The organism is Pseudacidovorax sp. NFM-22, from assembly GCF_021401245.1.
GTDB lineage: Bacteria > Pseudomonadota > Gammaproteobacteria > Burkholderiales > Burkholderiaceae_C > Xenophilus.
Genome location: NZ_JACBFY010000008.1, coordinates 152,983 through 179,245 on the forward strand (window position 1 = coordinate 152,983; position 26,263 = coordinate 179,245).

At 68.6% G+C, this 26,263-nt stretch carries 27 protein-coding genes, 2 tRNA genes and 1 pseudogene; 22 read left to right on the top strand and 8 right to left on the bottom strand.

The window, feature by feature from the left end; all coding sequences use genetic code 11:
- Positions 1–54 precede the first annotated feature (54 nt).
- From L0984_RS25160 to L0984_RS25185, 6 genes are all read left to right on the top strand, one after another.
- A complete protein-coding gene (locus L0984_RS25160; RefSeq protein ID WP_234197075.1) occupies positions 55–1,110 on the top strand; it encodes a branched-chain amino acid ABC transporter permease in 1,056 nt (351 codons plus the stop codon).
- Positions 1,107–2,894 carry a branched-chain amino acid ABC transporter ATP-binding protein/permease gene (locus tag L0984_RS25165; protein WP_234197076.1) on the top strand — a complete coding sequence of 596 codons (1,788 nt, stop codon included), beginning with the start codon at positions 1,107–1,109 and terminating at the stop codon, positions 2,892–2,894. Before L0984_RS25160 ends, L0984_RS25165 begins: the two co-directional genes overlap by 4 nt.
- Positions 2,891–3,628, top strand: coding sequence for an ABC transporter ATP-binding protein (locus L0984_RS25170; protein WP_234197077.1), 738 nt, complete (start codon positions 2,891–2,893; stop codon positions 3,626–3,628). Before L0984_RS25165 ends, L0984_RS25170 begins: the two co-directional genes overlap by 4 nt.
- Positions 3,615–5,216 (top strand): ATP-dependent acyl-CoA ligase, encoded by a 1,602-nt coding sequence (locus tag L0984_RS25175; protein ID WP_234197078.1) that lies wholly within the window; start codon positions 3,615–3,617, stop codon positions 5,214–5,216. The genes L0984_RS25170 and L0984_RS25175 overlap by 14 nt, the downstream gene beginning before the upstream one ends.
- Positions 5,217–5,218: 2 nt before the next feature.
- Entirely contained in the window at positions 5,219–5,986 is a 768-nt protein-coding gene (locus L0984_RS25180; RefSeq protein ID WP_234197079.1) for an SDR family NAD(P)-dependent oxidoreductase, read from the top strand.
- A 223-nt stretch (positions 5,987–6,209) separates the two neighbouring features.
- The gene (locus L0984_RS25185; RefSeq protein ID WP_234197080.1) at positions 6,210–6,785 is read left to right on the top strand and encodes a MarR family winged helix-turn-helix transcriptional regulator; all 576 of its coding nucleotides are present in this window, start codon (positions 6,210–6,212) and stop codon (positions 6,783–6,785) included.
- Between the two features lie 52 nt (positions 6,786–6,837).
- Here L0984_RS25185 and L0984_RS25190 read toward each other — a convergent pair.
- Together L0984_RS25190 and L0984_RS25195 are read right to left on the bottom strand one after the other, a co-directional pair.
- Positions 6,838–6,914, bottom strand: a tRNA-Pro gene (locus L0984_RS25190).
- Positions 6,915–6,928: 14 nt separating this feature from the next.
- The gene (locus L0984_RS25195) at positions 6,929–7,636 is read right to left on the bottom strand and encodes a glutathione S-transferase N-terminal domain-containing protein (RefSeq protein WP_234197081.1); all 708 of its coding nucleotides are present in this window, start codon (positions 7,634–7,636) and stop codon (positions 6,929–6,931) included.
- A gap of 311 nt (positions 7,637–7,947) precedes the next feature.
- Here L0984_RS25195 and L0984_RS25200 point away from each other — a divergent pair, with 311 nt between their 5' ends.
- The 3 genes from L0984_RS25200 to L0984_RS25210 all read left to right on the top strand — a co-directional run bounded on the left by L0984_RS25200 (position 7,948) and on the right by L0984_RS25210 (position 11,503).
- A complete protein-coding gene (locus tag L0984_RS25200; RefSeq protein WP_234197082.1) occupies positions 7,948–8,772 on the top strand; it encodes a GNAT family N-acetyltransferase in 825 nt (274 codons plus the stop codon).
- Positions 8,773–8,869: 97 nt separating this feature from the next.
- On the top strand, positions 8,870–11,008 hold the full coding sequence (gene ppk1 / locus L0984_RS25205; RefSeq protein ID WP_234197198.1) for a polyphosphate kinase 1: 2,139 nt from the start codon (positions 8,870–8,872) through the stop codon (positions 11,006–11,008).
- A gap of 33 nt (positions 11,009–11,041) precedes the next feature.
- Positions 11,042–11,503 (top strand): SixA phosphatase family protein, encoded by a 462-nt coding sequence (locus tag L0984_RS25210; protein WP_017760638.1) that lies wholly within the window; start codon positions 11,042–11,044, stop codon positions 11,501–11,503.
- A gap of 140 nt (positions 11,504–11,643) precedes the next feature.
- On the opposite strand, the gene L0984_RS25215 is transcribed toward L0984_RS25210, so the two are convergent.
- Positions 11,644–13,161 (bottom strand): Ppx/GppA phosphatase family protein, encoded by a 1,518-nt coding sequence (locus L0984_RS25215; protein ID WP_234197083.1) that lies wholly within the window; start codon positions 13,159–13,161, stop codon positions 11,644–11,646.
- 218 nt (positions 13,162–13,379) lie between these two features.
- Between L0984_RS25215 and pstS the strand changes: the two genes are divergently transcribed.
- From pstS to phoR, 7 genes are all read left to right on the top strand, one after another.
- Positions 13,380–14,417: a phosphate ABC transporter substrate-binding protein PstS gene (pstS, locus tag L0984_RS25220; RefSeq protein ID WP_234197084.1), complete on the top strand. Its 1,038-nt coding sequence runs from the start codon at positions 13,380–13,382 to the stop codon at positions 14,415–14,417.
- Between the two features lie 218 nt (positions 14,418–14,635).
- A complete protein-coding gene (gene pstC, locus L0984_RS25225) occupies positions 14,636–15,559 on the top strand; it encodes a phosphate ABC transporter permease subunit PstC (RefSeq protein WP_017762160.1) in 924 nt (307 codons plus the stop codon).
- Complete coding sequence (gene pstA / locus L0984_RS25230) at positions 15,556–16,467, top strand: phosphate ABC transporter permease PstA (RefSeq protein ID WP_234197085.1); 912 nt, start codon at positions 15,556–15,558, stop codon at positions 16,465–16,467. Before pstC ends, pstA begins: the two co-directional genes overlap by 4 nt.
- A gap of 19 nt (positions 16,468–16,486) precedes the next feature.
- Positions 16,487–17,266 (top strand): phosphate ABC transporter ATP-binding protein PstB, encoded by a 780-nt coding sequence (gene pstB / locus L0984_RS25235; protein ID WP_017762158.1) that lies wholly within the window; start codon positions 16,487–16,489, stop codon positions 17,264–17,266.
- 20 nt (positions 17,267–17,286) lie between these two features.
- Positions 17,287–17,988: a phosphate signaling complex protein PhoU gene (phoU, locus tag L0984_RS25240; protein ID WP_234197086.1), complete on the top strand. Its 702-nt coding sequence runs from the start codon at positions 17,287–17,289 to the stop codon at positions 17,986–17,988.
- Positions 17,989–18,166: 178 nt separating this feature from the next.
- The gene (phoB, locus tag L0984_RS25245) at positions 18,167–18,859 is read left to right on the top strand and encodes a phosphate regulon transcriptional regulator PhoB (protein ID WP_017760498.1); all 693 of its coding nucleotides are present in this window, start codon (positions 18,167–18,169) and stop codon (positions 18,857–18,859) included.
- 112 nt (positions 18,860–18,971) lie between these two features.
- Entirely contained in the window at positions 18,972–20,330 is a 1,359-nt protein-coding gene (phoR, locus tag L0984_RS25250) for a phosphate regulon sensor histidine kinase PhoR (protein WP_234197087.1), read from the top strand.
- Positions 20,331–20,375: 45 nt separating this feature from the next.
- Here the strand turns inward: phoR and L0984_RS25255 are convergent, their stop codons facing one another.
- Both L0984_RS25255 and L0984_RS25260 read right to left on the bottom strand, forming a co-directional pair.
- Complete coding sequence (locus L0984_RS25255) at positions 20,376–21,428, bottom strand: HD domain-containing phosphohydrolase (protein ID WP_234197199.1); 1,053 nt, start codon at positions 21,426–21,428, stop codon at positions 20,376–20,378.
- A gap of 27 nt (positions 21,429–21,455) precedes the next feature.
- Positions 21,456–22,154: pseudogene (locus L0984_RS25260) on the bottom strand (SOS response-associated peptidase family protein); the annotation flags it as partial.
- Between the two features lie 120 nt (positions 22,155–22,274).
- Here L0984_RS25260 and L0984_RS25265 point away from each other — a divergent pair.
- From L0984_RS25265 to L0984_RS25285, 5 genes are all read left to right on the top strand, one after another.
- Positions 22,275–22,350, top strand: a tRNA-Asn gene (locus L0984_RS25265).
- A 472-nt stretch (positions 22,351–22,822) separates the two neighbouring features.
- Positions 22,823–23,017 carry a hypothetical protein gene (locus L0984_RS25270; RefSeq protein ID WP_234197088.1) on the top strand — a complete coding sequence of 65 codons (195 nt, stop codon included), beginning with the start codon at positions 22,823–22,825 and terminating at the stop codon, positions 23,015–23,017.
- Entirely contained in the window at positions 23,007–23,288 is a 282-nt protein-coding gene (locus L0984_RS25275) for a hypothetical protein (protein WP_234197089.1), read from the top strand. The genes L0984_RS25270 and L0984_RS25275 overlap by 11 nt, the downstream gene beginning before the upstream one ends.
- Positions 23,254–23,925 (top strand): SOS response-associated peptidase, encoded by a 672-nt coding sequence (locus tag L0984_RS25280; protein ID WP_234197090.1) that lies wholly within the window; start codon positions 23,254–23,256, stop codon positions 23,923–23,925. Before L0984_RS25275 ends, L0984_RS25280 begins: the two co-directional genes overlap by 35 nt.
- Positions 23,922–24,212 (top strand): hypothetical protein, encoded by a 291-nt coding sequence (locus L0984_RS25285; protein ID WP_234197091.1) that lies wholly within the window; start codon positions 23,922–23,924, stop codon positions 24,210–24,212. Before L0984_RS25280 ends, L0984_RS25285 begins: the two co-directional genes overlap by 4 nt.
- Positions 24,213–24,228: 16 nt before the next feature.
- On the opposite strand, the gene L0984_RS25290 is transcribed toward L0984_RS25285, so the two are convergent.
- The 3 genes from L0984_RS25290 to L0984_RS25300 are packed head-to-tail and all read right to left on the bottom strand — an operon-like array spanning position 24,229 to position 25,741.
- Positions 24,229–25,338 carry a tyrosine-type recombinase/integrase gene (locus L0984_RS25290; RefSeq protein WP_234197092.1) on the bottom strand — a complete coding sequence of 370 codons (1,110 nt, stop codon included), beginning with the start codon at positions 25,336–25,338 and terminating at the stop codon, positions 24,229–24,231.
- Positions 25,338–25,601: a hypothetical protein gene (locus tag L0984_RS25295; RefSeq protein ID WP_234197093.1), complete on the bottom strand. Its 264-nt coding sequence runs from the start codon at positions 25,599–25,601 to the stop codon at positions 25,338–25,340. Before L0984_RS25295 ends, L0984_RS25290 begins: the two co-directional genes overlap by 1 nt.
- The gene (locus tag L0984_RS25300) at positions 25,598–25,741 is read right to left on the bottom strand and encodes a hypothetical protein (protein ID WP_234197094.1); all 144 of its coding nucleotides are present in this window, start codon (positions 25,739–25,741) and stop codon (positions 25,598–25,600) included. The genes L0984_RS25295 and L0984_RS25300 overlap by 4 nt, the downstream gene beginning before the upstream one ends.
- A gap of 135 nt (positions 25,742–25,876) precedes the next feature.
- On the opposite strand from L0984_RS25300, the gene L0984_RS25305 reads away from it, so the two are divergent.
- Complete coding sequence (locus L0984_RS25305; RefSeq protein ID WP_234197095.1) at positions 25,877–26,128, top strand: hypothetical protein; 252 nt, start codon at positions 25,877–25,879, stop codon at positions 26,126–26,128.
- Positions 26,129–26,263 lie beyond the last annotated feature (135 nt).

The following is a 26,263-nucleotide window of genomic DNA, read 5'->3' on the forward strand; positions in this document are numbered from 1 at the left end:
CGCACGCCTGCAACCTATGGGAAAGAACGCAATGACGCAAAGGACCGCCCGACCATGACCTGGGACGTCGCCCTCATCCTGGGCATCGACGGTTTGGCCAACGGGGCCATCTACCTGCTGGCCGGCATCGGCCTGGTGCTGATCTTCTCGGTCACGCGGGTCGTGTTCGTGCCCTTCGGCGACATCGCGGCTTTTTCCGCGCTGACGCTGGCGGCCTTCGAGACCGGCAAGCTGCCGCCCACCATCGGCATGGTGATCTTCCTGGCCGCGCTGGCGCTGCTCACCGAGGTGGGCAGCCTGCTGCGCAAGGGCGAGGCGCGGCACATCCCGAAGGCGCTGCTGCTGTGGGGCGTGCTGCCGCTGGTGCCCTGCGCCATCGCCTGGGCGGCGGCGCGGGCCGGCGTGCCGGTGGCACTGCAGATCGTGGCCTCGGTGCTGCTGGTGGTGCCGGTGGCGCCGCTGCTGGCGCGGGTGGTGTTCCAGCCCATCGCCGATGCCTCGGGGCTGGTGCTGCTGATCGTGTCGCTGGCGCTGCACTTCCTGCTCTCGGGCCTGGGCCTGCTGTTCTTCGGGCCCGAGGGCTCGCGCACCAGTGCGCTGACCTCGGCCACGCTCACCCTGGGCGACGGCTTCACCGTCAGCGGCCAGGTGGTGCTGATGGTGAGCGCGGCCATCGTGCTCAGCGGCCTGTTCTTCCTGGTGTTCGAACGCACCGTCACCGGCAAGGCGCTGCGCGCCACGGCGGTGAATCGCACGGGCGCGCGGCTGGTGGGCATCCGGCCCGCGCGCACCGCGCTGCTGGCCTATGGCTGCGCCTCGCTGCTGGCGGGGCTGATCGGCGTGCTGATCGCGCCGGTGACCACCATGTACTACGACTCGGGCTTCATCATCGGCCTCAAGGCCTTCGTGGCGGCCATCATCGGCGGGCTGGTGAGCTATCCGGTGACGGCCATCGGCGCGCTGGCCGTGGGCATCATCGAGAGCTTCGCCTCCTTCTGGAGCGGGGCGCTCAAGGACGTGATCGTGTTCAGCCTGCTGATCCCGGTGCTGATGGCGCGCTCGTACATGGCGCGCCACCACGAGGAAGAAGCCGAGGAGATCGACCAATGAAGCGCGGCACTTCCGCATTCCTCATCGCGGCGGTGGTCGTCGTGCTGGCCCTGCTGCCGGCGGTGGCCGGCAGCTTCACCGTCTCGCTGCTCAACGACATCGGCATCGGCGCGCTGGTGGCGCTGGGGCTGGTGCTGCTGACGGGCGTGGGCGGTGCCACCTCCTTCGGGCAGGCGGCCTTCGTGGGCATCGCGGCCTATTCGACCGCTTGGCTCACCACGGCGCAGGGCCTGTCGCCCTGGCTGGGGCTGCCTTTCGCGCTGCTGCTCACGGGCCTGTCGGCCCTGGCCATCGGCGCGCTCACGCTGCGGCTGGGCGGGCACTTCCTGCCGCTGTCGACCATCGCCTGGGGGCTGTCGATCGCGCTGCTCTTCGGCAATGTGGACGGGCTGGGGCGACACACGGGCCTGTCGAACATTCCGCCGCTGCGCATCGGCAGCTGGGCGCTGTCGGACCCGCGCTCCATCTACTACCTGATCTGGGCCCTCGTGGGCCTCGCCTGCCTGTTCAGCCACAACCTGCTCAATTCGCGGCCGGGCCGCGCCATCCGCGGGCTGCGCGGCGGTGCCACGCTGCTGGCGAGCGTCGGGGCCGATGCCTACCGCGTCAAGCTCACGCTCTTCGTCACGGCCGCGTTGTTCGCGGGGCTGGCGGGTTGGCTGTATGCGCACATGAACCGCTTCGTCAGCCCCTCGCCCTTCGACGTGCGCGCCAGCATCGAATACCTGCTGATGGCCCTGGCCGGCGGCCTGGGCAGCCTGGCGGGCGCGCTGGTGGGCGCGGGCTTGGTGCTGGTGCTCAAGAACGTGCTGCAGGACGTGCTGCCGCTGGTCACCCAATGGGCCGGTCAGCTGGAGGCCGTGACCTTCGCGGCCCTGTTCATCGCGCTGCTGCACTTTGCGCGCGGCGGCGTGATGGGCTATGTGCGCCGCTGGCGCCTGCGCCGCGGTGCACGCGCGCCCGTCGCCGTGCCCGAGCTGGCGGCGCCGGTGCCGCCCCTGGCGCAGCGCGCCATGCCGGCGCGGGGCACGCCGCTGCTGTCGGTGCAGGGCGCCGTGAAGCGCTTCGGCGGGCTGGTGGCGGTCAACGACGTGAGCTTCGACGTGCAGGCCGGCGAGATCGTGGGCCTGATCGGGCCCAACGGCGCGGGCAAGTCGACCATGTTCAACCTGCTCACGCGCACCGCGCAGATGACTTCGGGCCGGGTGCAGTTCCTGGGCCAGGACATCAGCACGATGCAGCAGCGCGACGTGGCCCGGCTGGGCCTGGCGCGCACCTTCCAGCACGTCAAGCTGCGGCCGCACATGAGCCTGCTGGACAACGTGGCCCTGGGCGCCCATGCCCGTGCGGGTGCCGGCGTGCTGCGCGCCGGCCTGCGGCTGGACCGGCAGGAGGAGCGCCAGATCCTGCAGGAGGCCCAGCGCCAGCTGGACCGCATCGGCCTGGGCGACCGGGCGCACGAGATGGCCGGCGCCCTGCCGCTGGGCACCCAGCGAATCCTGGAGATCGCCCGCGCCCTGGCGGCCGACCCGGTGCTGCTGGTGCTGGACGAGCCCGCCGCGGGCCTGCGCCGCAAGGAGAAGATGGCCCTGGGCGATCTGCTGCGCAAGCTGCAGGGCGAGGGCGTGACCATCCTGATCGTGGAACATGACATGGACTTCGTGATGAAGCTGGTGGACCGCCTGGTGGTGATGAACTTCGGCTCCAAGCTGGTCGAGGGCGTGCCCGCCGCGGTGCGCGCCGACGAGCGGGTGCAGGCGGCCTACCTGGGGAGCACGGTATGAGCGGTACGCCCATGCTGGAGATCGCCGACCTGCACGTGGGCTACGGCCAGGTCGAGGCGGTGCGCGGTGTGTCGCTGGCCTTGCAGCCGGGGCAGATCATTTCGGTCATCGGCCCCAACGGCGCGGGCAAGACCACGCTGCTGGCCGCGGCCATGGGCCTGCTGCCTTCGCGCGGGACGATCCGCTTCGAGGGTGAGGACCTGGCCGGGCTCGACGTCGAATCGCGCGTGGAGCGCGGCCTGTGCCTGGTGCCCGAGAAGCGCGAGCTCTTCGGCGAACTCACCGTGCTGGACAACCTGCGCCTGGGTGCCTATTCGCGCCGCCTGCGCTCGGACGCGCTGCGCCAGCGCCTGGACGGCGTGTATGCACGCTTTCCGCGCCTGGCCGAGCGCCGCGGGCAGCGGGCCGACACGCTCTCCGGCGGCGAGCGGCAGATGCTGGCCGTGGGCCGCGCACTCATGTCCGCGCCGCGCCTCCTGATGCTCGACGAGCCCAGCCTGGGGCTGGCGCCGCTGATCGTGCAGGAGATCCTGTCCATCGTGCGGCAGCTGCGCGAGGACGGCGTGTCGATCCTGCTGGTGGAACAGAACGCCCGCGCCGCGCTGGAAAGCTCGGACTTCGGCTACGTGCTGGAGACGGGCGAGGTGGCGCTGTCGGGCGACTCGGCGGCCCTGGCCGATGACGAGCGCGTGCGCGCGACCTACCTGGGCGGCGGCACCCATGACGACGACTGAGGCCGACGCGCTGCTGCCCGTGGCGCAGCGAACGCTGCCGCAGATGCTGCGGCGGCAGGCCGAGCGCTTCGGCGACGCGCCGGCCGTGCGCATCGGCGGCCAGCGCTGGCGGCACGCCGAGGTGCCGCAGCGCGCCGCGGGACGTGCCGGCGCGCTGGAGGCCGCCGGCATCGCGCGCGGTGACCGCGTCGCGCTCCTCGCGGGCAACCGGCCGGAGTTCCTGGAGGCCTTCCTCGGCTGTGGCTGGGCAGGCGCGGTGGCGGTTCCGGTCAACACGGCGTCCATGGGGCCGCAGATCGAATACTTCCTGGCCAACAGCCAGGCGAAGCTGCTGGTCATCGAGGCGCAGTACCTGCCGCGGCTGGCCACGGCCGACTTGGCGCGCACGTCGCTGCAGCGCATCTGGGTGCTGGAAGGTGAGGGCGATGCCATCGACCTGCCGGGCGTGGCCGTCGAAGCCTGGCCCGCGCCCGGAGAAGAAGTGGCCGCGGCAGAGACCGGCCCGGCCGACACGCTCGCCATCCTCTACACCTCCGGCACTACCGGCCCGTCCAAGGGCGTGCTGTGCCCGCATGCGCAGTACTACTGGTGGGGCGTCAACAGCCTGCGGGTGCTGGGCGTGCGCGCCGACGACGTGCTGTGCACCACGCTGCCGCTGTTCCACATCAATGCGCTCAACACCTTCGCGCAGGCCTGCCTGTCGGGGGCCGAGGTGGTGTTCGAAGGCCGCTTCTCGGCCTCGGGCTTCTGGCCGGCCATGCAGGCGTGCGGCGCCACCGTGGTCTACCTGCTGGGCGCCATGGTGCCGATCCTGCTGGCGCAGCCCGAAGGCGCGGCCGAGCGCCAGCACCGCGTGCGCATCGGCCTGGGCCCCGGCGTGCCGGGCGCGGCGGGCGAGGCCTTCGCGGCCCGCACCGGCGTGCGGTTGCTCGAAGGCTATGGCTCCACTGAGACCAACTTCGTCATCGCCACCGCGCCCGATTCGCCGCGCGGCGGCGTGATGGGCTGGGTGCTGCCGGGCTTCGAGGCCCGCGTGGCCGACGAGCACGATGCCGAACTGCCCGACGGCCAGGCCGGCGAGCTGCTGCTGCGCGCGCATGAGCCCCACGCCTTCGCCAGCGGCTACTTCAACATGCCCGACAAGACGGTCGAGGCCTGGCGCAACCTCTGGTTCCACACCGGCGACCGCGTGGTGCGCGAGGCCGACGGTGCCCTGCGCTTCGTGGACCGCATCAAGGATGCGATCCGCCGCCGGGGCGAGAACATCTCCTCCTTTGAGGTCGAACAGGTCCTGCAGAGCCACCCGGCGGTGGCCACCGTGGCGGTGTACCCGGTGCGCTCCGAGCTGGCCGAGGACGAGGTGATGGCCGCGCTGATCCTGCGCGAGGGCCAGGCGCCCGCGCCGCAGGAACTGGCCGACTGGTGCGAGGCGCGCCTGCCGTACTTCGCCGTGCCGCGCTGGTTCGACATCGTGGCCGACCTGCCGCGCACCGAGAACGGCAAGGTGCAGAAGTACAAGCTGCGCGAGCGTGGCGTCACGTCCACCGCCTGGGAGCGGCCGCCGCAGGCGCGCGCCCGCCGGGCCTGAGCATGCCGGCGACACCTTCCGCCCCCGTGCTGGCCGGCCGCGTGGCCCTGGTCACCGGCGCGGCGCAGGGGCTGGGCCTGGCCATGGCCCATGCGCTGGGACAGGCCGGTGCGCGCGTGCTGATGGCCGATGCGCAGGCGGCCGTGCACGACGCTGCCGCGCCACTGCGGGCCGAAGGGCTGGAGGTGCGGGCCGTGGTGGCCGACGTCGCGACCGAGGCCGGTTGGCAGCAGATGCTGCAGGCCGGCTGCGACGCGTGGGGCTTCGTCGACGTGCTCGTCAACAACGCGGCGCGCACGGCCTCCACCCCGCTGTGGGACATCGCGGTGGAGGAATGGGACGCCCTCATGGCCGTCAACCTGCGCGGCTGCTTCCTGGGCTGCCGCGCCCTGGGTGCACACATGCGCGCGCGGGGGCAGGGTGGGCGGATCATCAACCTGGCTTCGCTCGCCGGGCAGCAGGCGAGCGCGACCACGGGCCTTCATTACGCCGCCTCCAAGGCCGGCATCCTGGCGCTCACGCGCGGCTTCGCCACGGAACTGGCGGCCGACCGGATCACCGTCAATGCCATGGCCCCGGCGGCCATCCGCAGCCCGGCGCTGGAGGCCCTGGCGCCCGCCCGGCAGGATGGGCTGTTGAGCGCCATTCCCCTGGGCCGTTTCGGCGAGCCCGAGGAGGTCGGCGCGGCGGCGGTCTTCCTGGCGTCGGACGCGGGGGCCTTCATCACGGGCGCGACGCTGGACATCAATGGCGGGCGGCTGATGCGCTGATGCCCACCGCGCGACACACGCTCTTCATTCACTGGCCGGGGCCGGTGCGAAGCCGGCGCGCGGGGGCGAGGTGATGGGCACGCCCTGCGCCGACAGCCGAAGGCAGGCCTGCCGGCTATGCTCGGCGGCAGGGATCCGGCATGCGCTGGCCGGCGGGTGGGGGCGTGTTGGGGCGCCTCGGCCTCACGAGCGTGACTGAAGACACAACAACAGGACAACCCGAATGGCCACCCATTCCAAGCATTTCCGCCTCGTCGAGTCGCTCGGCGACGAACACATCGGCCTGGAGGCCCGTGCCCAGGTCGACGACCACCTGGACACCAAGATCTGGCTGCGCCTGCTGGCCTGCAGCACGCAGATCGAGCAGCAGATCCGCCAGCAGTTGCGCACCCGCTTCGGCACCACGCTGCCGCGCTTCGACTACCTGGCCCAGCTCGACCGATATCCGGAGGGGCTGCGCATGAACGTGCTGTCGCGCTACCTCATGGTGACGGGCGGCAATGTGACGGGCCTGACCGACCAGCTGGTGAAGGAAGGCCTGGTGGAACGCATCGACGATCCGGAGGACCGCCGGTCCTGGCGCGTGTGCCTCACCGACAAGGGCCGCACCGAATTCGCCGCCATGGCGGCCGAGCACGAGAAATGGCTGATCGCCATGTTCCAGGGGCTGCCCGCGGGCAGCAAGGAAGCCCTGTACGAGCACCTGGGCCGCCTGCGGGTGCACCTGGTGCAGAAGCCGGCCGAGCCGGAAGCCGGCGCGGCGGCGGAGAAGCGCACGGCGCGCAAGCCGCGAAAATGAGCAAATGAAAATGCCCGCAGTGGCCGAAGTCACTGCGGGCATTCGCATGGAGTGGTCGGAACGGCGGGATTCGAACTCGCGACCCTCTGCTCCCAAAGCAGATGCGCTACCAGGCTGCGCTACGTTCCGACAAGCCCGCCATTCTAGCGCTTCTGATACTGGGTCTTGCCGAACAGGATCTCGCGCGACTTGTCGTCGGTGATCGGCTTGCGCCGATCGGCCAGCACCTGCACGCCCCGCTGCACCGCCGGACGGGCCGCGATGCCGTCGAACCAGGCCTTGAGGGCGGGGTAGTCGTCCATCACCACGCCCTGGTTCTGCCAGCTGCGCAGCCACGGGAAGATGGTGATGTCGGCAATCGAGTAGTCGGCACCGCCGACGAAGGCGCTTTTCTCCAGGCGGCGGTCGATGACGCCGTACAGCCGCTTCGCCTCGTTGGTGTAGCGCTCGATGGCGTAGGGCAGCTTCTCGGGCGCGTACATGCGGAAGTGGTGGGCCTGGCCCAGCATGGGGCCGACGCCACCCATCTGGAACATCAGCCACTGCAGCACCTCGAAGCGCGCACGGTCGCCCTGGGGCAGCAGCTGGCCGGTCTTGGCCGCCAGGTAGACCAGGATGGCACCCGACTCGAAGAGCGAGATCGGCTGCCCGTCCGGCCCCACGGGGTCGGTGATCGCCGGGATCTTGTTGTTGGGGCTGATGGCCAGGAAATCGGGCGCGAACTGGTCGCCCTGGCCGATGTCGACCGCGTGCGCCCGGTAGGGCAGGCCGGTCTCCTCCAGCATGATGTGGACCTTGTGGCCGTTGGGCGTGGGCCAGGAATAGACGTCGATGACAGGTTGTGCGGACATGGGCTGATGGCTCCTGGGGATGCGCTTCACGAATCGAGCGGCAAGTGGGCGCTGCGGATCGGAATGAGATGCTAGGCGCAAAGCGCAGCAATAGCCCAGCTATTGCGAGCATTTGCAACAACGCAGATCGCGATTCCGCAGATGCCCACGGCGCGCGCATTCGTGAAGCGTATCCCTATGCAGGCGGGCCGCAGGATAGCGCCGCGCGGCCACCCGTGCGGGGCCGTCACGCAATTGCCACGGCTTCGACATGCGGGCTTCATCCGCGCGGCACAGACTGCGCGGCAATCCGAAAAGACCAGAAGCCGCTCATGAAAGAACTGCCGACGCCCACCCTCGCCCTGTCCCGCCTCGGCCTGCGCGAGACGCTGTGGCCGCAGCCGCCGCAACTTCCCCAGCCAGCCGCGGCCGGCGGCGTGACGGTCGCCTGGGCCCGCCACCAGGACGAGGTGCGCGAGGCGCAGCGCCTGCGCTGGCGCGTGTTCGTGCAGGAGATGGGCGCGCGCCTGCCCACGTCGCTGCCGGGCCATGACGTGGACCTGTTCGACGACTTCTGCGAGCACCTGCTGGTGCGCGCCGAGCCGGGCGGCGAGGTGGTGGGCACCTACCGCGTGCTCACGCCGGCCCAGTCGCGCCGTGTGGGCGGCACCTACAGCGACACCGAGTTCGACCTGACCCGCCTGCGTGGCCTGCGCGAGCGCATGGTCGAACTGGGCCGTAGCTGCGTGCATCCGGACCATCGCCAGGGCGGCGTGATCCTGGCCCTGTGGGGTGCGCTGGCGGCCTTCATGCACCGCAACCGGCTCGACACCATGATCGGCTGCGCCAGCATTCCGATGCTGCAGAACGGCGTGCATGGTGGCGATGCCGCGGCCAGCATCTGGCGCCAACTGTCGGCCACGCACATGGCGCCCATCCAGTACCACGTGCAGCCGCGCCTGCCGCTGCCGGTCGACCAGCTCGACGGCTCGCTCGATGTGGATCCGCCCGCGCTCATCAAGGGCTACCTGCGCCTGGGCGCCAAGGTGCTGGGCGCGCCGGCCTGGGACCCGGACTTCAACACCGCCGACCTGCCGATGATGATGCGGCTGGCCGACCTGCCGCCCCGCTATCGCCGGCACTTCCTCGGCGCCTGAGAGGGGGCGGCGCGGCACATGACAGTGTCATGACGGCGTCACATTCAAACATGACAATCGGATGACAGTCTTGCCTCTGTCCCTCGACCCCGACGTCATGCCCTTTTCCGAAGAGTCCCTGCCGACGCCGAATGTGCCGGCAGCCACCCCGTTGCTGGACCGGGACCACAGCATCCTGGCCTTCAACCGGCGCGTCCTGAACTGGTCGGAGCGGCCCGAAGTGCCGCTGCTGGAGCGCCTTCGCTACCTGTGCATCGTCTCGTCCAACCTCGACGAGTTCTTCGAGGTGCGGGCCGAGCCGCACGTGCGGGCGTGCCTCGAAGCGCAGGGCACCGGGCCCTACACGGCCGAGTCCTTCGATGCCCTGTCGGCGGCTGCGCATGCGCTGGTGGCACGCCAGTACCAGCTCTACAACGACGAGTTGCTGCCGGCCTTTGCCGAGCATGGCATCCATGTCATCTCGCACGGCAAGCGCAATGCGGCACAGCGCAAGTGGGTGCAGGAATACTTCGAGCGCGAGGTGCGGCCGCTGCTGATCCCCGTCGCGCTGGACCCGGCCCATCCCTTTCCGCAAGTGGCCAACAAGTCGCTGAACTTCATCGTCAAGCTCTCGGGCAAGGACGCCTTCGGCCGCGAGAACCCCATCGCCATCCTGAAGGTGCCGCGCGTGCTGCCGCGGCTGATCCGCATGCCGGCCAAGGTGTCCGAGGGCAAGACGCTGGTGGTGGCGCTGTCGAGCATCGTGCGGGCGCACCTGCATGCGATGTTCCCGGGGCGCGAGGTGGGGCAGTTCTCGCAGTTCCGCGTCACGCGCCATTCCGACCTGGCCGTGGACGAGGAAGATGTGAAGAACCTGCGCACCGCGCTGCGCCAGGGCCTGCAGCACCGCAACTTCGGCCAGGCCGTGCGGCTGGAGGTGTCGGCCGACTGCGACGAGTCGCTGTGGAGCTTCCTGCTGGCGCAGTTCAACCTGCCGCAGGGCGCGCTCTACCGCGTGCCGGGTCCGGTGAACCTGGCGCGCTTCTCGCAGATGGTCGACCTGATCGACGAGCCGCGCTTCAAGGACCTGCGCTTCACGCCCTACCAGGCTTCCTACCCGATCAACCTGTCGACCGGCCAGTCCTTCTTCGACCGGCTGCAGCGCAGCGATGTGCTGATCCATCAGCCCTTCGAGAGCTTCGACGGCGTCATCGAGTTCCTGCGCGAGGCGGTGGCCGATCCGCAGGTGCTGGCCATCAAGCAGACCATCTACCGCACCGGCTCCGACTCGGTGCTGATGGACCTGCTGCGCGAGGCCGTGCGCCGCGGCAAGGAAGTGATGGCGGTGGTGGAGCTCAAGGCCCGCTTCGACGAAGAGGCCAACATCAACTGGGCCGAGGTGCTCGAATCTATCGGCGCGCAGGTGGTGTATGGCGTGGTCGGTCTCAAGACGCACGCCAAGATGCTGCTGGTCACCCGCCGCGAAGGTCGCCACATCCGCCGCTACGGCCATCTCTCGACCGGCAACTACAACCCCCGCACCGCGCGGCTGTACACCGACATCAGCCACCTGACGGCCGACCCGCAACTCACGGCGGACATGGACGCGCTCTTCGTGCACCTGGCTGGCCAGAGCCGGCTGCCCAAGCTGCAGCGGCTGTGGGTGGCGCCCTTCGACCTGCACAGGAACCTGGTGGCCCGCATCGACGCGCTGGCCGAGGCTGCGGGCGAGGGCAAGACCACGCGCATCGTCGCCAAGATGAATGCGCTCACCGACGAGGCACTGATCGCGGCACTGCTGCGTGCCGGCAGCCGCGGTGTGAAGATCGACCTCATCATCCGTGGCGCCTGCATGCTGCCGGCGCAGGTGCCGGGCCTGAGCGAGAACATCCGCGTGCGCTCGATCATCGGGCGCTTCCTGGAGCATTCGCGGGTCTTCTACTTCCGCGTGGACGAAGACGAGAGCCTGTACCTTTCCAGCGCCGATTGGATGAACCGCAACATGATGCGGCGCGTCGAGGTGGCCTGGCCGGTGACGCACCCGGTGCTGCGCCAGCGGCTGATCGACGAATGCCTGGTGGCCTACCTGCACGACGGCCGCGATGCCTGGGAGCTGGAAGCCGACGGCCGCTACGAGCGGGTGGACCGCAACCTGCATGCGGGCGAGCCCGGTGCCTCGCGCGCCATCGAGGCGCACGGGGCACAGGCGGCCCTGATGGGGCGCTATGCCTTCCGCGGCCGTGGCCCGGGTGTCTGAGACGCGCACTGTTCGCAAGGGAAGGACAAGACCATGGACCTGATCCTCTGGCGCCATGCCGAAGCCGAAGACTGGCACGAGGGCTGCGACGACCTGGCCCGTTCGCTCACGCCGCGGGGCGAGAAGCAGGCCAAGCGCATGGCGGCCTGGCTCGACCGCCAATTGCCCGAGGGCACGCGCATCCTGTGCAGCCCGGCGCGCCGCTGCGAGCAGACGGTGCTGGCGCTGGGCCGCAAGTACAAGTTGCGCGAGGAAATCGCCCCGCACGCGACCGGCGATGAACTGCTGGCCGCGGCCGGCTGGCCGCATGGCAAGTCGGTGATCGTGCTGGTGGGCCATCAGCCGGCCCTGGGTCAGGCCGTCGCGCGCCTGCTGGGGCTTCAGCAGGACAGCTGCGCCGTGCGCAAGGGCTCGGTGTGGTGGCTGCGCACGCGCGAGCGCGATGGCGAGGAGCAGACGGTGATGGTCACGGTGCAGGCGCCCGAGCTGCTCTGAACGTCGTCCTGCGCCCTGGCTTCGACAGGCTCAGCCCGAACGGTTGCCGGTGAGCCGAGCGGCGCTCGAGGCGCAGCGGCGCGGCTTCGGGACAGATGCATTCCTCCGTCCAGGTGCAGCCTTCAGTCCAGGGACAGCCTTCAGTCCAGGTGCAGCCCGAGCATCCAGCTCGTCTTCTGCCAGGCCAGCACCTCTTCGCGCAGCAGGTGCGCCGACTGGGGATAGCGCTCCGCCCAGTCCTGGCGCGCCCGCACCGCAAAGCCGCGCGCGCCCGACAGTTCCACGGCCAGCGCATCGGCTTCCGGGTCGCGCCGTGCGTGGCAGAGGATGACGGCCAGCCGCAGGGCCAGCAGCTGCGCGGCGAAGGTCTCGTCGGCCATCGAGGCCTCGACCTTGCGCAGCTTGCCGCGATGGCCGAGCACCAACTGGCTCAGCGCATGGGTCTCGTTGACCGCGAAGCCGGGCACGTCCACGTTGTCGAGGATGTAGGCGCCGTGCTTGTGGTAGTCGCTGTGCGAGATGTGCATGCCGATCTCGTGCAACTGCGCCGCCCAGCGCAGCTTGCGCAGGGCCCGGCCGGCCCGGCTGGCGCCGGCGCCGCCGCGGGCCTCGGGCACCAGTTGCACGAAGAGCGCCGCGGCCACGTCGCCCACGCGCCGCGCCTGCGCCTCGTCGGCGTCGAAGCGGTGCGCCAGCCGCGCCACCGTGCTGTCGCGCAGGTCGGCCACGCTGTCGTCGCGCTCCAGCAGTTCGTACAGCACGCCGTGGCGCAGGGCGCCCTGGGCGACGCGCATCTCGTCGATGGAGAGCAGGTCGAACAACGCCCGCAGCACGGCCAGGCCGCCGCCGATCACGGGCTTGCGGTCTTCGCGCAGGCCATCCAGGCGCAGGCGGTCGGCGCTGCCGGCCTTGAGCAGGCGCTCGAGCAGCCAGTCCAGGTCGGCGCGCGTGACCACGCCGGCGCGTCCGCCGGCCGCGGCCACCAGGTCGCCCACGGCGCCGATGGTGCCCGAGGCGCCATAGGCCGTGTCCCACTGGTCGCGGGTGTAGTTGTTGAGGGCGTCGTCCATGACGGCCTTGGCCGCGATCTCGGCGACGCGGAAGGCACTGGCCGAGAACTGGCCGTCCGGAAAGTGCTTCATCGACCAGGCGACGCTGCCCACCCGGTACGACTCCGTGGTCTGCGCCTGCAGGCCCGAGCCGATGATCATCTCGGTGGAGCGGCCGCCGATGTCGACCACCAGCCGGCGCTCGCTGTCGGCCACCTCGTTGCGCGGCAGCAGGTGGGCCACGCCCTGGTAGATCAGGCGGGCTTCCTCGCGCCCGGGGATGACGTCGATGCCGAAGCCGAGCACGGTGCGGGCGCGCAGCAGGAATTCCTCACGGTTGCGCGCCTCGCGCAGCGTCTGCGTGGCCACCGCGCGGACCTGGGCGCGCTCGAAGCCGGCCAGCCGCTCGCCGAAGCGGGCCAGGGCCTCCCAGCCGCGCTGCATGGCCTCGTGGGTCAGGTTGCGTGCGCTGTCCAGGCCGTTGCCCAGGCGCACGGTCTCCTTGAAGTATTCGGCCCGCTGGATCTGCCCGTGGTCCACGCGGCCGATCTCCAGGCGAAAACTGTTGGAGCCGAGATCAATGGCGGCCAGGCGCGTTCCGTTCTGCATACATCAAGGAGGGAAAAGTCGGCCCCGATGGTAGCGGCGGCAGGCTGGCGATCCTCCGTCCGGGACATGACGGATTGATGACAGTGTCATGGTGGGCGAGGGCGCCCCGGGGCGCTTTTCCCTCGGAGACGGGGTGTCACATGGCTGTCACATGGCCTTTCTACAGTCCGCCGCAGACCCCCGGACCCGGGGGTGGTGACCCTTCGGAAAGGAAGACCATGAAGTCCGTGTTTCAAATTGCCGCCGCCGGCCTGACCCTCGCCGCCTTCGCGCATGTGCCCGCCTTCGCCCAGGAAGCCACCGGCGCCGGCGCCAGCTTCCCCGCCCCGCTGTACGCCAAGTGGGCCTCCGATTTCAACAAGACCACCGGCGTCAAGATCAACTACCAGTCGGTCGGTTCCGGCGCCGGCATCAAGCAGATCGAAGCCAAGACCGTCGACTTCGGCGCTTCCGATGCCCCGCTGAAGGACGCCGAGCTGGAGGCCAAGGGCCTGCTGCAGTTTCCCACCGTCATCGGCGGCGTGATCCCCGTCGTGAACATCCAGGGCATCAAGGCCGGCGAGCTCAAGCTCAGCGGCCAGGTGCTGGGCGACATCTACCTGGGCAAGATCGCCAAGTGGAACGACCCCGCCATCAAGGCCCTGAACCCCTCGCTGAACCTGCCCGACGCCGCCATCGCCCCGGTGCGCCGCGCCGATGGTTCCGGCACCAGCTTCCTGTTCACCAACTACCTGTCGAAGGTGAACACCGAGTGGAAGGACAAGGTCGGTGAAGGCACCGCCGTGAACTGGCCCACTGGCGCCGGTGGCAAGGGCAACGAAGGCGTGGCCGCGTTCGTGGGCCGCCTGCCCAACTCGATCGGCTATGTCGAGTACGCCTACGTCAAGCAGAACAAGATGACCTACGCCCTGCTGCAGAACGCCGCCGGCAAGTTCGTCTCGCCCGAGGACACCGCCTTCAAGGCTGCCGCCGCCGGTGCCGACTGGAACAAGAGCTTCTACCAGGTGCTGACCAACCAGCCTGGCGACGGCGCCTGGCCCATCACCGGTGCCACCTTCATCCTGATGCACAAGGTGCAGGACAAGCCGGCCCAGGGCACGACCGTGCTCAAGTTCTTCGACTGGGCCTACAAGAACGGCGACAAGACCGCCGACGACCTGGACTACGTGCCGATGCCCGACGCCGTGAAGGCCACGATCCGCAAGTCGTGGGACGGCATCAAGGACGGCTCGGGCAAGGTCGTCGCCTCGCACTGAGCCCGGCCCCCTCGGGATTCCATAACCAAGACAAACCAGGAACAGGGAGCCGCATGACCCGCATCGCTGCCGAGTCGACGGTGCGGGTCGATGCGCGCCCGCAGGAGGTTCACACCGTGTCATCCACTCTCACCGCCGACGGCCAGGGGCTCGAGCGGCCCGCCGAGCGGGCCCGCCCCGCGGTGCCGCCGCCGGTCAAGCGTCCGCGCTCCGGCCCCATGGCCGACCTGCTGTTCGGCTGGGCCGCCAAGGGCGCCGCGCTGCTGACGCTGGCGCTGCTGATCGGCATCCTCGTCTCGCTGGTCATCGGCGCCTGGCCCGCCATCGCCAAGTACGGCCTGGGCTTCCTGACCAGCAGCGTCTGGGATCCGGTGCAGGAAGAGTTCGGCGGCCTGGTGATGATCTACGGCACGCTGGCGACCTCCATCATTGCCCTGCTGATCGCGGTGCCGGTGAGCTTCGGCATCGCGCTCTTCCTCACCGAACTCTCGCCCAGCTGGCTCAAGCGCCCGCTGGGCACGGCCATCGAACTGCTGGCCGCCGTGCCGTCCATCGTGTACGGCATGTGGGGCCTGCTGGTCTTCGGCCCCATCCTCGCGACCTATGTGCAGCAGCCCCTGCAGAAGCTGCTGACCGGCGTGCCCGTGCTGGGGGCGCTGGTGGCCGGCCCGCCGGTGGGCATCGGCATCCTGTCGGCCGGCATCATCCTGGCCATCATGATCATTCCCTTCATCGCCTCGGTGATGCGCGACGTCTTCGAGGTCACGCCCCCGATGCTGAAGGAGTCCGCCTACGGCCTGGGCGCCACCACCTGGGAGGTGGTGAGCAAGGTCGTGCTGCCCTACACCAAGGCTGGCGTGGTCGGCGGCATCATGCTTGGCCTGGGTCGCGCCCTGGGCGAGACCATGGCCGTGACCTTCGTCATCGGCAACATGAACCAGCTCGATTCGCTGTCGCTGTTCCAGGCGGCCAACAGCATCACCTCGGCGCTGGCCAACGAATTCGCCGAGGCCGGCGCCGGTCTGCACCAGGCCGCGCTGATGTACCTCGGCCTGGTCCTGTTCTTCATCACCTTCGTCGTGCTGGCGCTGTCCAAGCTGCTGCTGGCCCGCATGAAGAAGAGCGAAGGAGCCCGTTCGTGAGCACCCCCAGCCCCCTCAGCCCCACCAGCACCTCCCAGCAGCTGCTGGCCGCCCAGGCCCTGGCCCGCACCCGCGAGGCCAAGTACGCCCGCCGGGCGCGCGTCAACCAGATGGCCCTGGCCCTGTCGCTGGCCGCGATGGCCTTCGGCGTGTTCTGGCTGATCTGGATCCTCTGGCAGACGCTGTACCTCGGCATCGGCGGCCTGTCGGTGGCGACCTTCACCGAGATGACGCCCCCGCCCAACGAGGCTGGCGGCATCCTGAACGCCATCTTCGGCTCGCTGGTGATGGTGGGCGTCGCCACCTTCGTCGGAACGCCCATCGGCATCATGGCCGGCATCTACCTGGCCGAGTACAACCCGCACGGCTGGCTGTCGTCGGTGATCCGCTTCGTCAACGACATCCTGCTGTCGGCGCCGTCCATCGTGATCGGCCTGTTCGTCTACTCGCTGGTGGTGGCGCAGTTCAAGTCCTTCTCGGGCCTGGCCGGCTCCATCGCGCTGGCGCTCATCACCATCCCCGTGGTGATCCGCACCACCGAGAACATGCTGCAGCTGGTGCCGCCGGGCCTGCGCGAAGCCGCTTACGCCCTGGGCACGCCCAAGTGGAAGGTGATCCTGTCGATCACGCTGCGTGCCGCCCGCGCTGGCGTCGTGACCGGCATCCTGCTGGCCGTGGCCCGCATCGCCGGCGAGACCGCACCGCTGCTGTTCACCGCCCTGAACAACCAGTTCTGGACGGCCGACGTCACGCAGCCGATGGCCAGCCTGCCCGTCACCATCTTCAAGTTCGCGATGAGCCCGTACGAGAACTGGCAGCAGCTGGCCTGGGCCGGCGTGTTCCTGATCACCGTCGCTGTTCTCGCCCTCAACATCCTGGCCCGCGTGCTTACGCGCGGCAAGAACTGATACCAAGAAGAGTCAAGCCATGGTTGCCACCGTCTCCACCCCCCCGCGTTCCAAGATCGCCGTCAAGGACCTGAACTTCTATTACGGCAAGTTCCACGCGCTCAAGGGCATCAACCTCGACATCCCCGAGAACAAGGTCACCGCCTTCATCGGTCCTTCGGGCTGCGGCAAGTCCACGCTGCTGCGCACCTTCAACCGCATGTTCGAGCTCTATCCCGAGCAGCGCGCCGAAGGCGCCATCGAGCTGGATGGCGAGAACCTGCTGACCTCCAAGCAGGACGTCGCCCTGGTGCGCGCCAAGGTGGGCATGGTGTTCCAGAAGCCCACGCCCTTTCCGATGTCGATCTACGACAACATCGCCTTCGGCGTGAAGCTGTTCGAGAACCTGTCGGCTTCCGACATGGACGACCGCGTCGAATGGGCGCTCAAGAAGGCCGCCCTGTGGACCGAGGTGCGCGACAAGCTGCACCAGAGCGGCTCCGGCCTCTCTGGCGGCCAGCAGCAGCGCCTGTGCATCGCCCGCGGCATCGCCATCAAGCCCGAGGTGCTGCTGCTGGACGAGCCCTGCTCCGCGCTGGACCCGATCTCCACCGCCAAGATCGAAGAGCTGATCGCCGAGCTCAAGGACGAATACACCGTGGTCATCGTGACCCACAACATGCAGCAGGCAGCCCGCTGCAGCGACTACACGGCCTACATGTACCTGGGGGATCTCATCGAGTTCGGTGCCACCGAGCAGATGTTCTTCAAGCCCAAGCGCAAGGAGACCGAGGACTACATCACGGGCCGTTTCGGCTGATGCCGCAGGGAGACACAGCGATGGCTGACAAGCATCTTTCCACCCAGTTCGACAGCGAACTCAACGGCGTGTCCTCACGCGTCATGGAACTCGGCGGCATGGTCGAGTCCCAGATCCGCCAGGCCGTCTATGCGCTGCTGCAGTTCGACACCGACGCCGCCGAGCGCGTGATCGAGACCGAGCCGCGCGTCAACGCGATGGAGATCGAGATCGACCGCGAGCTCTCGTCCATCATCGCCCGACGCCAGCCGACGGCGCGCGACCTGCGCCTCCTGATCGCCATCTCCAAGACCACCGCCAACCTGGAGCGCGTGGGCGACGAGGCGACCAAGATCGCCCGCATGGTCAAGTCGATCATCGAGAGCGGCTCGGCCCGGGCGCTGCCGTGCTCCGAGCTGCGCATCGCGGCCGATCTGGCGTCGGGTCTGCTGCGCAAGGCGCTGGACGCCTTCGCCCGCCTCGACACCGCCGGTGCGCTGTCGATCCTGAAGGAAGACGACCTGATCGACCAGGAGTTCGACGGCTTCGTGCGCAAGCTGGTCACCTACATGATGGAAGACCCGCGCACCATCTCGCCCAGCCTGGACCTGCTGTTCCTGGCCAAGGCCATCGAGCGCATCGGCGACCATGCGAAGAACATCGCCGAGTTCATCATCTACATCGTCAAGGGTGAGGACGTGCGGCACACTTCGATGCAAGAGATCGAGAGCGCGTTGAAGTGATGCCCCCCCAGGCTTCGCGCTTCGCGCTCCGCCAACCCCCCGGAGGGGGGCGCACCCAGCGGCCTGGCAAAGCCAGTTCCGCGGGTGCTTTGGCGTGGCCTGCTCCGCGGCCGTTCGTGCAGTGGCTGGCTGAGCGGCCATCGGCGATGGCTGCGCTGCCCGGGACTGGAAGAACACCATGAAGAAACCTCGTGTACTGATCGTGGAGGACGAGTCCTCCATCGCCGAGCTGCTGGCGGTGAACCTGCGGCACAACGGCTTCGAGCCCATCTGGGCCGAGGACGGCGTGAGCGCGCAGCGCGAGATCGATGCGGTGCTGCCGGACATGATCCTGCTGGACTGGATGCTTCCGGGCCAGAGCGGCCTGCAGCTCGCGCGCCAGTGGCGCCGCGACGCCCGCACGAAGCAGGTGCCGATCCTGATGCTCACCGCCCGCGGCGACGAGCCGGACAAGGTGGCCGGGCTGGACGCCGGCGCCGACGACTACATCACCAAGCCCTTCTCCACGCAGGAGATGCTGGCCCGCATCCGTGCCGTGCTGCGCCGCCGCGCGCCCGAGGCCGCGGTCGAACGGCTGGAGGCCGGCGAGCTGGTGCTCGACACCGCGACCCACCGCGTGACCTGGCAGGGCGCCGCCCTCAAGATGGGCCCGACCGAGTTCAAGCTGCTGGCCTACCTGATGCAGAACGCCGAGCGTGTGCACAGCCGCTCGCAACTGCTCGACAAGGTGTGGGGCGACCACGTCTTCATCGAAGAGCGCACGGTCGACGTCCACGTCAAGCGGCTGCGCGAGTCGCTGGGCGCCGCCGCCAGCATGGTCGAGACCGTGCGGGGCGCGGGCTACCGCTTCACCGTCCAGGCGACCGTCTGACCTGCCTGGCGACGGGCCGCCGGATGCGCCGGCCGCTGCCCGTCTTCCTTCCTTCCGTGCGCGACTTTGCCCGCGGGCCCGCCGAGGCGGTGCCTGCCGATAATCCATGGCCATGCCCGGTCGTCTAGCCGCCTTTCTCTGCCTGTCCGCCGCAGGTGCCGCTGCCGCGGGCTTCTTGATGGGATGGCGCCTGGCCTGGGCCGGGGCCTGGGCGGGGGCGCTGGGCTGGCTGGTGCTGGACATGCTGCGGGCCCACAGCCTGATCCAGGCGATGCGCAACGACGCCCTGGGACTGCCGCCCGGCCGCTTCGGCCTGTGGGGCGAGCTGTCGGACCGCATCCGCCGCGCCTTGCGCCTGCGCGAGCAGCAGACCCAGCAGGCAGAGCAGCGCCTGCAGGAGTTCCTGGCCGCCATCCAGGCCTCGCCCAACGGCGTGGTGCTGGTCGACGAGGAAGGCCGTATCGAATGGTGCAACCAGACCGCCGGCGTCCACCTGGGGCTGGACGTCGAACGCGACCTGCAGCAGCTCATCGCCAACCTCGTGCGCGATCCGGCCTTCATCGGCTACCTCGCTTCGTGGAACTACAGCCGGGAGGTGGTCATCGACGCGCCGGCGGCCTCGCGCTCCACGTCCGGACAGCCGATGCGGCTGTCGGTGCAGGCGCATCCCTACGCCGGCAACCGCCGGATGCTGCTCACGCGCGACATCACGGCGCTCGAGAAGGCCGAGGAGATGCGGCGCGACTTCGTCGCCAACGTGTCGCATGAGATCCGCACGCCGCTCACGGTGCTCACCGGCTTCGTCGAAACGCTGCAGACGCTGCCGCTGGACGCCGACGAGCGGGCCCGCTACCTGGCCCTGATGGGCCAGCAGGCGCAGCGCATGGGCACGCTGGTGGCCGATCTGCTGACGCTGTCGCGCCTCGAAGGCAGTGCGGCGCCGCCGGTCAACCAGTGGACGCGCATGCGGGCGCTGATGGCGCACTGCGAGGACGAGGCGCGCGGGCTCTCGGGCCGCATCGCCTCTCAGCCGCACAAGCTTTTCTTTGCCGTCGAGGCCGATTCGGAAGTCTCCGGCGTGCCGACCGAGCTGCAGAGCGCCATGTCCAACCTCGTGACCAATGCCGTGCGCTACACGCCCGGCGGCGGCGAGGTGGTCGTCACCTGGCGCCTGCTGTCCGACGGACGCGGCGAGTTCATGGTGCGCGACACGGGGCCGGGCGTGGCCGCCGAGCACATTCCGCGGCTGACCGAGCGCTTCTACCGCATCGACCGCAGCCGCTCGCGCGAGACGGGCGGCACGGGCCTGGGCCTGGCCATCGTCAAGCACATCGTGCAGCGGCACGGCGGGCAGTTGCGCATCGAGAGCGAGTTGGGCAAGGGGTCGCGCTTCTCGATCACCTTCCCGGCGACGCGCGTGCGCGAGGTGCGGGCGCGGCTGGCGGCCTCGGCCTCCGCACCGGCCGCCTGAGGCGCCACGCGCCACCGTTTGTGGCCAGGCGGGCGCCCGGCGCGCTCAGTCGATGGGCCAGCGCTGGCGCACTTCGGCCAGGCGCGGCGCGATGGCCAGGAAGAGCGAGACCAGCGTGGGATCGAAGTGCCGGCCCGATTCGCTGCGGATGTAGTCGAGGGCCCGTTCGGCGGCCCAGGCCTCCTTGTAGGGACGACGCGAGGTGAGGGCGTCGAACACGTCCGCGATGGCCACGATGCGTGCCTCCAGCGGGATCGCCTCGCCGCGCAGGCCCTGCGGATAGCCGGTGCCGTCCCATTTCTCGTGGTGCGACAGGGCGATGGCGCGGGCCATGGTCAGGATCTCCGAGCTGTCGTTGCCGATGATCTCGGCGCCGATCAGCGGATGGCGGCGCATCACGTCCCATTCGTGGCTGTCGAGCGGGCCGGCCTTACGCAGCAGCGCGTCGGGGATGCCGATCTTGCCCACGTCGTGCATGGGCGCGGCATGCAGCAGGTCGTCGGCCCATTCCTGCGTGCTGCCCGCGGCCAGCGCCAGCTCGCGGGCGTAGTGGCTCATGCGGATGACGTGCATGCCCGTCTCGTTGTCCCGGTACTCGGCGGCGCGGCTGAGCCGCTGGACGATCTGCAGCTGGGTGCGGCGCAGTTCCTCCGCGCGCACCAGCGACAGGTGGGTGCGCACGCGCGCCCGTACCACCGGTGGGTAGAGCGGCTTGGTGATGTAGTCGACGGCGCCGGCTTCCAGGCCCAGGGCCTCGCCCTGGCTGTCGGCGCGCGCGGTGCAGAAGATCACCGGGATGCTCGCCGTGGCCGGGTCCTCCTGCAGCACGCGGCAGACGGCATAGCCGTCGAGCTCCGGCATCATGATGTCGAGCAGGATCAGGTCGGGCCGGTGTTCGCGGGCGAGTTGCAGGGCCCGCCGCCCGTCGGTGGCGAACACCAGCCGGTAGTCGGCCTGCAGCGCCAAGCGCAGCACCTGGAGGTTGGAGGGTTCGTCGTCCACCAGCAGCAGGCAGGGCCGGCGATGGCGCGGGGCGGCCGCTTCGCCCGCCGTGGCGGGCAGGGCGGTGGGCGCAGCCGCGGAGGCGGGGGCCGGCATCTCCGGCGCCTGCGGTGCGACAGCCTCGCCCACCAGCTGCTCGGCGGGCAGCGGACGCAGGAACTCGTGGCGCTCCCGGCCCCGGGCTTCGAGCCAGGCCCGCACCAGGCCCCGCGGCAGCAGCGCCGGCATCCGCCGTTCATGGCCACTCGCGCCGTAGCGGGCCATCAGCGGATGGTCATCCGCGTTGATGGTGAGCAGTGCGAAGCTCAGTTGCCGCACGCCGTTGTCGTCCAGCCAGCTGCTCCACAGGCCGGCGATGCACAGGGCATGGCCGTCGCGCCGGCTGATGCGTGCGAGTTGCGGCACCCGGGGGTCGACGCGGAAGTCCTGCACATAGATGGCCGCCACCGGCACCACGCAGAGCTGGTCCTTGGTCCAGGCCGTGGCGTAGGGCGACTTGCGCACTTCGTCGTCACGCACGAGGGCGGTACGCAGCCGCAGCGCGGCCTCCATGCCGCCACGCCGGCTTTCCGCCGTCACCAGTCCCCAGCGCCCCATGCCCACCACGGGCGCGCCGGTCTGCTTGTGGATGAAGGCGCCCTGGCCGCCGGGCAGGACATCGTCCGCATGTGCCGCCGGGAGCTCCAGCGGCATGCTCTGTCGAAGATCGCGCGCAAGGACATCCCAGTGGCGATCTTGAGCAGGAGCGTATCGGGAGATCATCGATATCCAGCATAAGCGTTTGCGGGTCAGCGATGCGTCAGCCGAATCGCACTCGGCCATTTGGCATGCCGGCTGCCGTGTCGGCGGCCCGAAAGTGCAGGGCAATCCCGGCTATTTCCGACTGTTTATGTTGGTTACTCTGTGCGACCCAAAAACCATCGCTATACTCTAAGGCTTCCTTCCCCGATAGCTCAGTCGGTAGAGCGCCGGACTGTTAATCCGTAGGTCCCTGGTTCGAGCCCAGGTCGGGGAGCCAAACAAAGTGGCGGTGAATCAATCACTTAGCCGCTCAGAGAGCCCGCCTTGTGCGGGCTTTTTGCTTTGGTTTTGGGCGTCATTTTAGGCAGATGCCCAATATCCAGCTCCTGAGTGCCGCGGGCGAGTCCGGCCGGTCTCATGAGAGCGGCCGGACATAGGCCATCAGGAGCCCGGCTGATCGCCTCCATCGATGCGCTCGGCGTGGATCGCATGCCACCCCCAGTGGCGCATCTTGTAGTGCTTCCACAGTCTGCACTCCAGCGTGACCCGGACCCGACCCGTCTGGGCGGTGTCCATTTCAACCGTCGCCGTCTTCGGTTGATCAGGGCCAGCCGGTGGGAGCATGCTTCCGGCGTCCGAAACTTCGGGCCCGAGCATCTTGCAAAGCACCCCGCTACTACTGTTCCACGCCATATAGCCTCCAAAAAATGCTGGTGAAATATACAGTGTTTGTCGCTAGACTGAGGGCTATGGAACAGCTCGACGACGAACTCTGGATTGCGGCATGTGCCCACCGCCTACAGCAGCACTGGCGCACGGTAGACCCCCTTGAACTGGAGGCGACGGCGAGGGAGCTTGCGCACGATCTGGAGTTGCGCAAGCTGGCGCCGGCCGCGGCTGCCTCGCGCTGGCTCGCGCCTGTGGAGCTGACGGTTGGGTGCTGATCAGGCCCTGATCCTGATGTGCGGCGCCACCGCGGCCTGGCTATCTCAGGATCAGCGACCCGCTCGATCCCGGTGGGCCTGTCTCTTCGGCCTGGCCAGCCAGCCGTTCTTCCTGCTGTCGACTTGGCGCGCGGAGCAGTGGGGAATGTTCCTGCTGGCCATCCTCTACACGGCCGCCTGGTCAAAAGGGGCATGGTCCTATTGGCTTGCGCCGGCGCTGCGCCACAGAATCCGGCATGTGCAATCGATACGTCGCCCCAAACGAGGCTGACATGGAGCGCCTGTTCCACGTCGGTGCGCGCAACCCGTTTCCTTGGAAGCCGCATGTCTTCCCTCGTGCTGCGGGCCCTTTCATCCGGCGCGCACGCGACGACATGGGATACGCGCGTGAGTTGGTAGTGGGGCAGTGGGGCTTGGTGCCTTGGTTTGCCAAGACTGCCAAGCTGACCTATTCGACCAACAATGCCCGGTCCGAGGAGTTGTCGGAGAAGGCCACTTTCCGGGATCCGTGGAAGCGTGGCCAGCGTTGCATCATCCCAGCGCTTAGCTTTGATGAACCGAATTGGGAAACCGGGCGAAATGTCTGGTGGACCTTCCGCAGAGCGGACGGCGCGCCCTGGGGTCTGGCTGGCCTGTGGAACACGTGGACGGACAAGTCGACTGGCGAGAGGATGGAGAGCTACACGATGCTCACCATCAACGCCGACCAGCATCCCTTGATGCGTCGAATGCACAAGCCCGACAACAAGCTGCCGCCCGACCAGCAGGACAAGCGGAGCGTAGTTCCCCTGGAGCAGGTCGATTGGGATTGCTGGTTGGCCGGGACTGTTGAAGAAGCGCGTTCCCTGCTCCGCCTCGCCCCTGTCGAGATTTTCATGGCCGCCCCGGCCGAGGAGTCCGCTTTATGAACGTGCAGTTGGAAGTGTTCTGTGAGGGCGCCACCGCAGCGCAACTGGAAGCGGCAGTGCAAGCAGCCGCTGGGGTATTCGCCGCCGCTGACGTCGACCCTATGGTTGCTTGGTGCGCCTTAGGCGCGCTGGAGGATTGGGATGACATGGGCTTCCCGGAAGACTGGGCCATGTCAGCTCGCGAGAAGCGAGCAGTGGAAGTGTTCGGAGATGCACAAGCCGCGGCTAGCGATGTACTGAACTGTCCTCCGGGCAAGCCGGCGATGCTGGACTTTCGGGAGGTTTAGCCGCGCCTGGCGGTCATTAGCCGAGCGACACCATGTTGGGCTCGGCAGTCTCCAGCCATCGCTGCTTGATGTAGATCTCGGTCGTGGTCTTCGAAGCGTGACCGCACAGCAGCTGGATCCGCTCGATGGGCTCGCCGGCCAGCCACATGTCGGTAGCGCCCTTTCCCTTCAGGTCGCGGAAGCCGAAGGACGGCATGGGCTGGCGTCCAGCCTTCATGCGCAGGCGGTTGGCCTCGGCGATGGAACGGCGCAGCATCGAGCACAGGCCGTCATATGTGTAGGCCTCGCCATCCAGGCGGTGCACCAGCGGTTGGCGCAACTTCTGCACTGTGGCGCCGGTGCCCAGGGCCTGATCCAGCATTTTCAACAGCGTTTCGGGCAGGGCGATCTTCATCTCTTGCTTCGTCTTCCACTGGCGGTGTACCAGCAAGCGCCGGCCGCCCTCGGTTACGAGGTTCGCCGAGGTCCATCCGATGATGTCGCTTTCGGGGCGCTGCAGCGTCCTGTAGGTCAGCTCCATCATCATCCGCTCGCTGGCAGTCGCGACGGCGTAGACCTCGCGGAACTCCTCATGCGTCACATAGCGCGCCCGTCGCTTCTCAGTGTTGCGCTTCACACCGCTCTGACGTAGGCAAGGGTTCACCACCAGCCCTGTGACCTTGCCGGTCCGCAGCAACCAGCTGAAGCAAGCCGACAAGCAGGCACGCTCACGGTTCGCCGGCACCGGGCGCCCCAGCTCGGCGTTGATGGCCAGGAAGTCCTGGACCATTGCCGGGGTGATATCGAGGGGTGTCGCCGGCGGCTGGAAGAACTCGCGAAGGGCGCCCCGCCTGGTCTTTCTCGCATCTGGCGCGAGGATCGCGTCCCGATAGTCGTCTAAGGTGCGCTGGCTAAGCGTTCCGCGCTTCACGCGCTCCTCGCAGTGCAGCACGAACTGATCGAGCCAGTACACCATCGTGCCAAACAACCCATTAGGGTCGTTGTAGATGGCAGCTTTGCGGTTGGCCTCGTTCTTGTCGGTGCCCAGATGTTCCCATTTGCCATTGCGATGGGCGTAGTAGAAGGCCCCATGGCTTTTGTAGACGCGAAGGGCCAGGCCCTCGTCCGTTTTTCTCTTTCGTGGCATCAGGTGGCTTTCTGGGCGAAGCGCTGGATGTAGGCGACGCGATCAGGTTTGAATGGAGTGGGTGGTTGCTCGGAAGCGGGGCCGAACTGGGTGCGGCCGCTCAGCACCGCCTCGGCGTGCGAGCGGATCACGAGGGCGCGGCCGTTGGGCTTCTTGTTGACGACGAGGCCCAGGATGCGAAGGTGTCTGATCTTGGCGGCATTCGTGGTGAGGCCGGCGCAGATCGCGTCCACTTCGTCGTCATTCAGAAAGAGGTCGGTCATGGCTCTTCCTCCTCGTCCGCGTGTTCCTCGATGTCGAAGATCTCGCCGCACGCTGCGCATCGCTCCAAGTTCTCGATCTGGGGCGCATCCTCGTCGTTGAACTGGTAGCAGACCTTGCATCCGCAACGGGGGCAGGCCATCACCTTTTCTCCAGGGCGCGGAAGCTCACGGCCCCGCCGTCGATGGCGGTGTTTTCAGCCATTGCAGTTCCCTTGCGTGATAACGGCGCGGCTCCTGCGCAAAGGCATACTTCCGAGCGCTGATCGAGAGAGGAGATGAAGATGGGCAAGCCGACGCGCACCGCTGCGCAGCTCAAGGCAATGCTGTTGGAGCGAATTGAGGCGATCCCCGACCTTGCAGGCCGCACGACCGATGTGCACCGATGCGGCGTGATGTGGACCGAGACAGACGGTGAAGGTGGACCGAACTGGACGGTACCGGTGGTCAGCGACCGCAGCCTGCACCGTACGGACATTGCCCGCATCATTCGCGAGCTGCAGATGCGCTACGACCTGGAGGAAGACTGAGCATTGCGTCATGCGCCGGCTCCTTAAACGGACATCGGGACGACGACGTTGCGCACCGAGATGGGCGTGCTGTCGAGGGCGAAGGTCTCGCCCCTCTAGGCCAGCATCGAACTGGGGCTTAGCGTGGAATAAATC

Coding starts and splice junctions, on each gene's coding strand:
- L0984_RS25290 (WP_234197092.1), bottom strand. CDS start 25,338: ATGCCACGAAAGAGAAAAACGGACGAGGGCCTGGCCCTTCGCGTCTAC.
- L0984_RS25270 (WP_234197088.1), top strand. CDS start 22,823: ATGGAACAGCTCGACGACGAACTCTGGATTGCGGCATGTGCCCACCGC.
- L0984_RS25180 (WP_234197079.1), top strand. CDS start 5,219: ATGCCGGCGACACCTTCCGCCCCCGTGCTGGCCGGCCGCGTGGCCCTG.
- L0984_RS25200 (WP_234197082.1), top strand. CDS start 7,948: ATGAAAGAACTGCCGACGCCCACCCTCGCCCTGTCCCGCCTCGGCCTG.
- L0984_RS25175 (WP_234197078.1), top strand. CDS start 3,615: ATGACGACGACTGAGGCCGACGCGCTGCTGCCCGTGGCGCAGCGAACG.
- L0984_RS25215 (WP_234197083.1), bottom strand. CDS start 13,161: ATGCAGAACGGAACGCGCCTGGCCGCCATTGATCTCGGCTCCAACAGT.
- pstS (WP_234197084.1), top strand. CDS start 13,380: ATGAAGTCCGTGTTTCAAATTGCCGCCGCCGGCCTGACCCTCGCCGCC.
- pstC (WP_017762160.1), top strand. CDS start 14,636: ATGGCCGACCTGCTGTTCGGCTGGGCCGCCAAGGGCGCCGCGCTGCTG.
- phoR (WP_234197087.1), top strand. CDS start 18,972: ATGCCCGGTCGTCTAGCCGCCTTTCTCTGCCTGTCCGCCGCAGGTGCC.
- L0984_RS25170 (WP_234197077.1), top strand. CDS start 2,891: ATGAGCGGTACGCCCATGCTGGAGATCGCCGACCTGCACGTGGGCTAC.
- L0984_RS25305 (WP_234197095.1), top strand. CDS start 25,877: ATGAAGATGGGCAAGCCGACGCGCACCGCTGCGCAGCTCAAGGCAATG.
- phoB (WP_017760498.1), top strand. CDS start 18,167: ATGAAGAAACCTCGTGTACTGATCGTGGAGGACGAGTCCTCCATCGCC.
- L0984_RS25160 (WP_234197075.1), top strand. CDS start 55: ATGACCTGGGACGTCGCCCTCATCCTGGGCATCGACGGTTTGGCCAAC.
- L0984_RS25285 (WP_234197091.1), top strand. CDS start 23,922: ATGAACGTGCAGTTGGAAGTGTTCTGTGAGGGCGCCACCGCAGCGCAA.
- L0984_RS25165 (WP_234197076.1), top strand. CDS start 1,107: ATGAAGCGCGGCACTTCCGCATTCCTCATCGCGGCGGTGGTCGTCGTG.
- ppk1 (WP_234197198.1), top strand. CDS start 8,870: ATGCCCTTTTCCGAAGAGTCCCTGCCGACGCCGAATGTGCCGGCAGCC.
- L0984_RS25255 (WP_234197199.1), bottom strand. CDS start 21,428: ATGCCGGCCCCCGCCTCCGCGGCTGCGCCCACCGCCCTGCCCGCCACG.
- L0984_RS25280 (WP_234197090.1), top strand. CDS start 23,254: ATGTGCAATCGATACGTCGCCCCAAACGAGGCTGACATGGAGCGCCTG.
- L0984_RS25195 (WP_234197081.1), bottom strand. CDS start 7,636: ATGTCCGCACAACCTGTCATCGACGTCTATTCCTGGCCCACGCCCAAC.
- pstB (WP_017762158.1), top strand. CDS start 16,487: ATGGTTGCCACCGTCTCCACCCCCCCGCGTTCCAAGATCGCCGTCAAG.
- L0984_RS25300 (WP_234197094.1), bottom strand. CDS start 25,741: ATGGCCTGCCCCCGTTGCGGATGCAAGGTCTGCTACCAGTTCAACGAC.
- L0984_RS25295 (WP_234197093.1), bottom strand. CDS start 25,601: ATGACCGACCTCTTTCTGAATGACGACGAAGTGGACGCGATCTGCGCC.
- L0984_RS25185 (WP_234197080.1), top strand. CDS start 6,210: ATGGCCACCCATTCCAAGCATTTCCGCCTCGTCGAGTCGCTCGGCGAC.
- L0984_RS25210 (WP_017760638.1), top strand. CDS start 11,042: ATGGACCTGATCCTCTGGCGCCATGCCGAAGCCGAAGACTGGCACGAG.
- phoU (WP_234197086.1), top strand. CDS start 17,287: ATGGCTGACAAGCATCTTTCCACCCAGTTCGACAGCGAACTCAACGGC.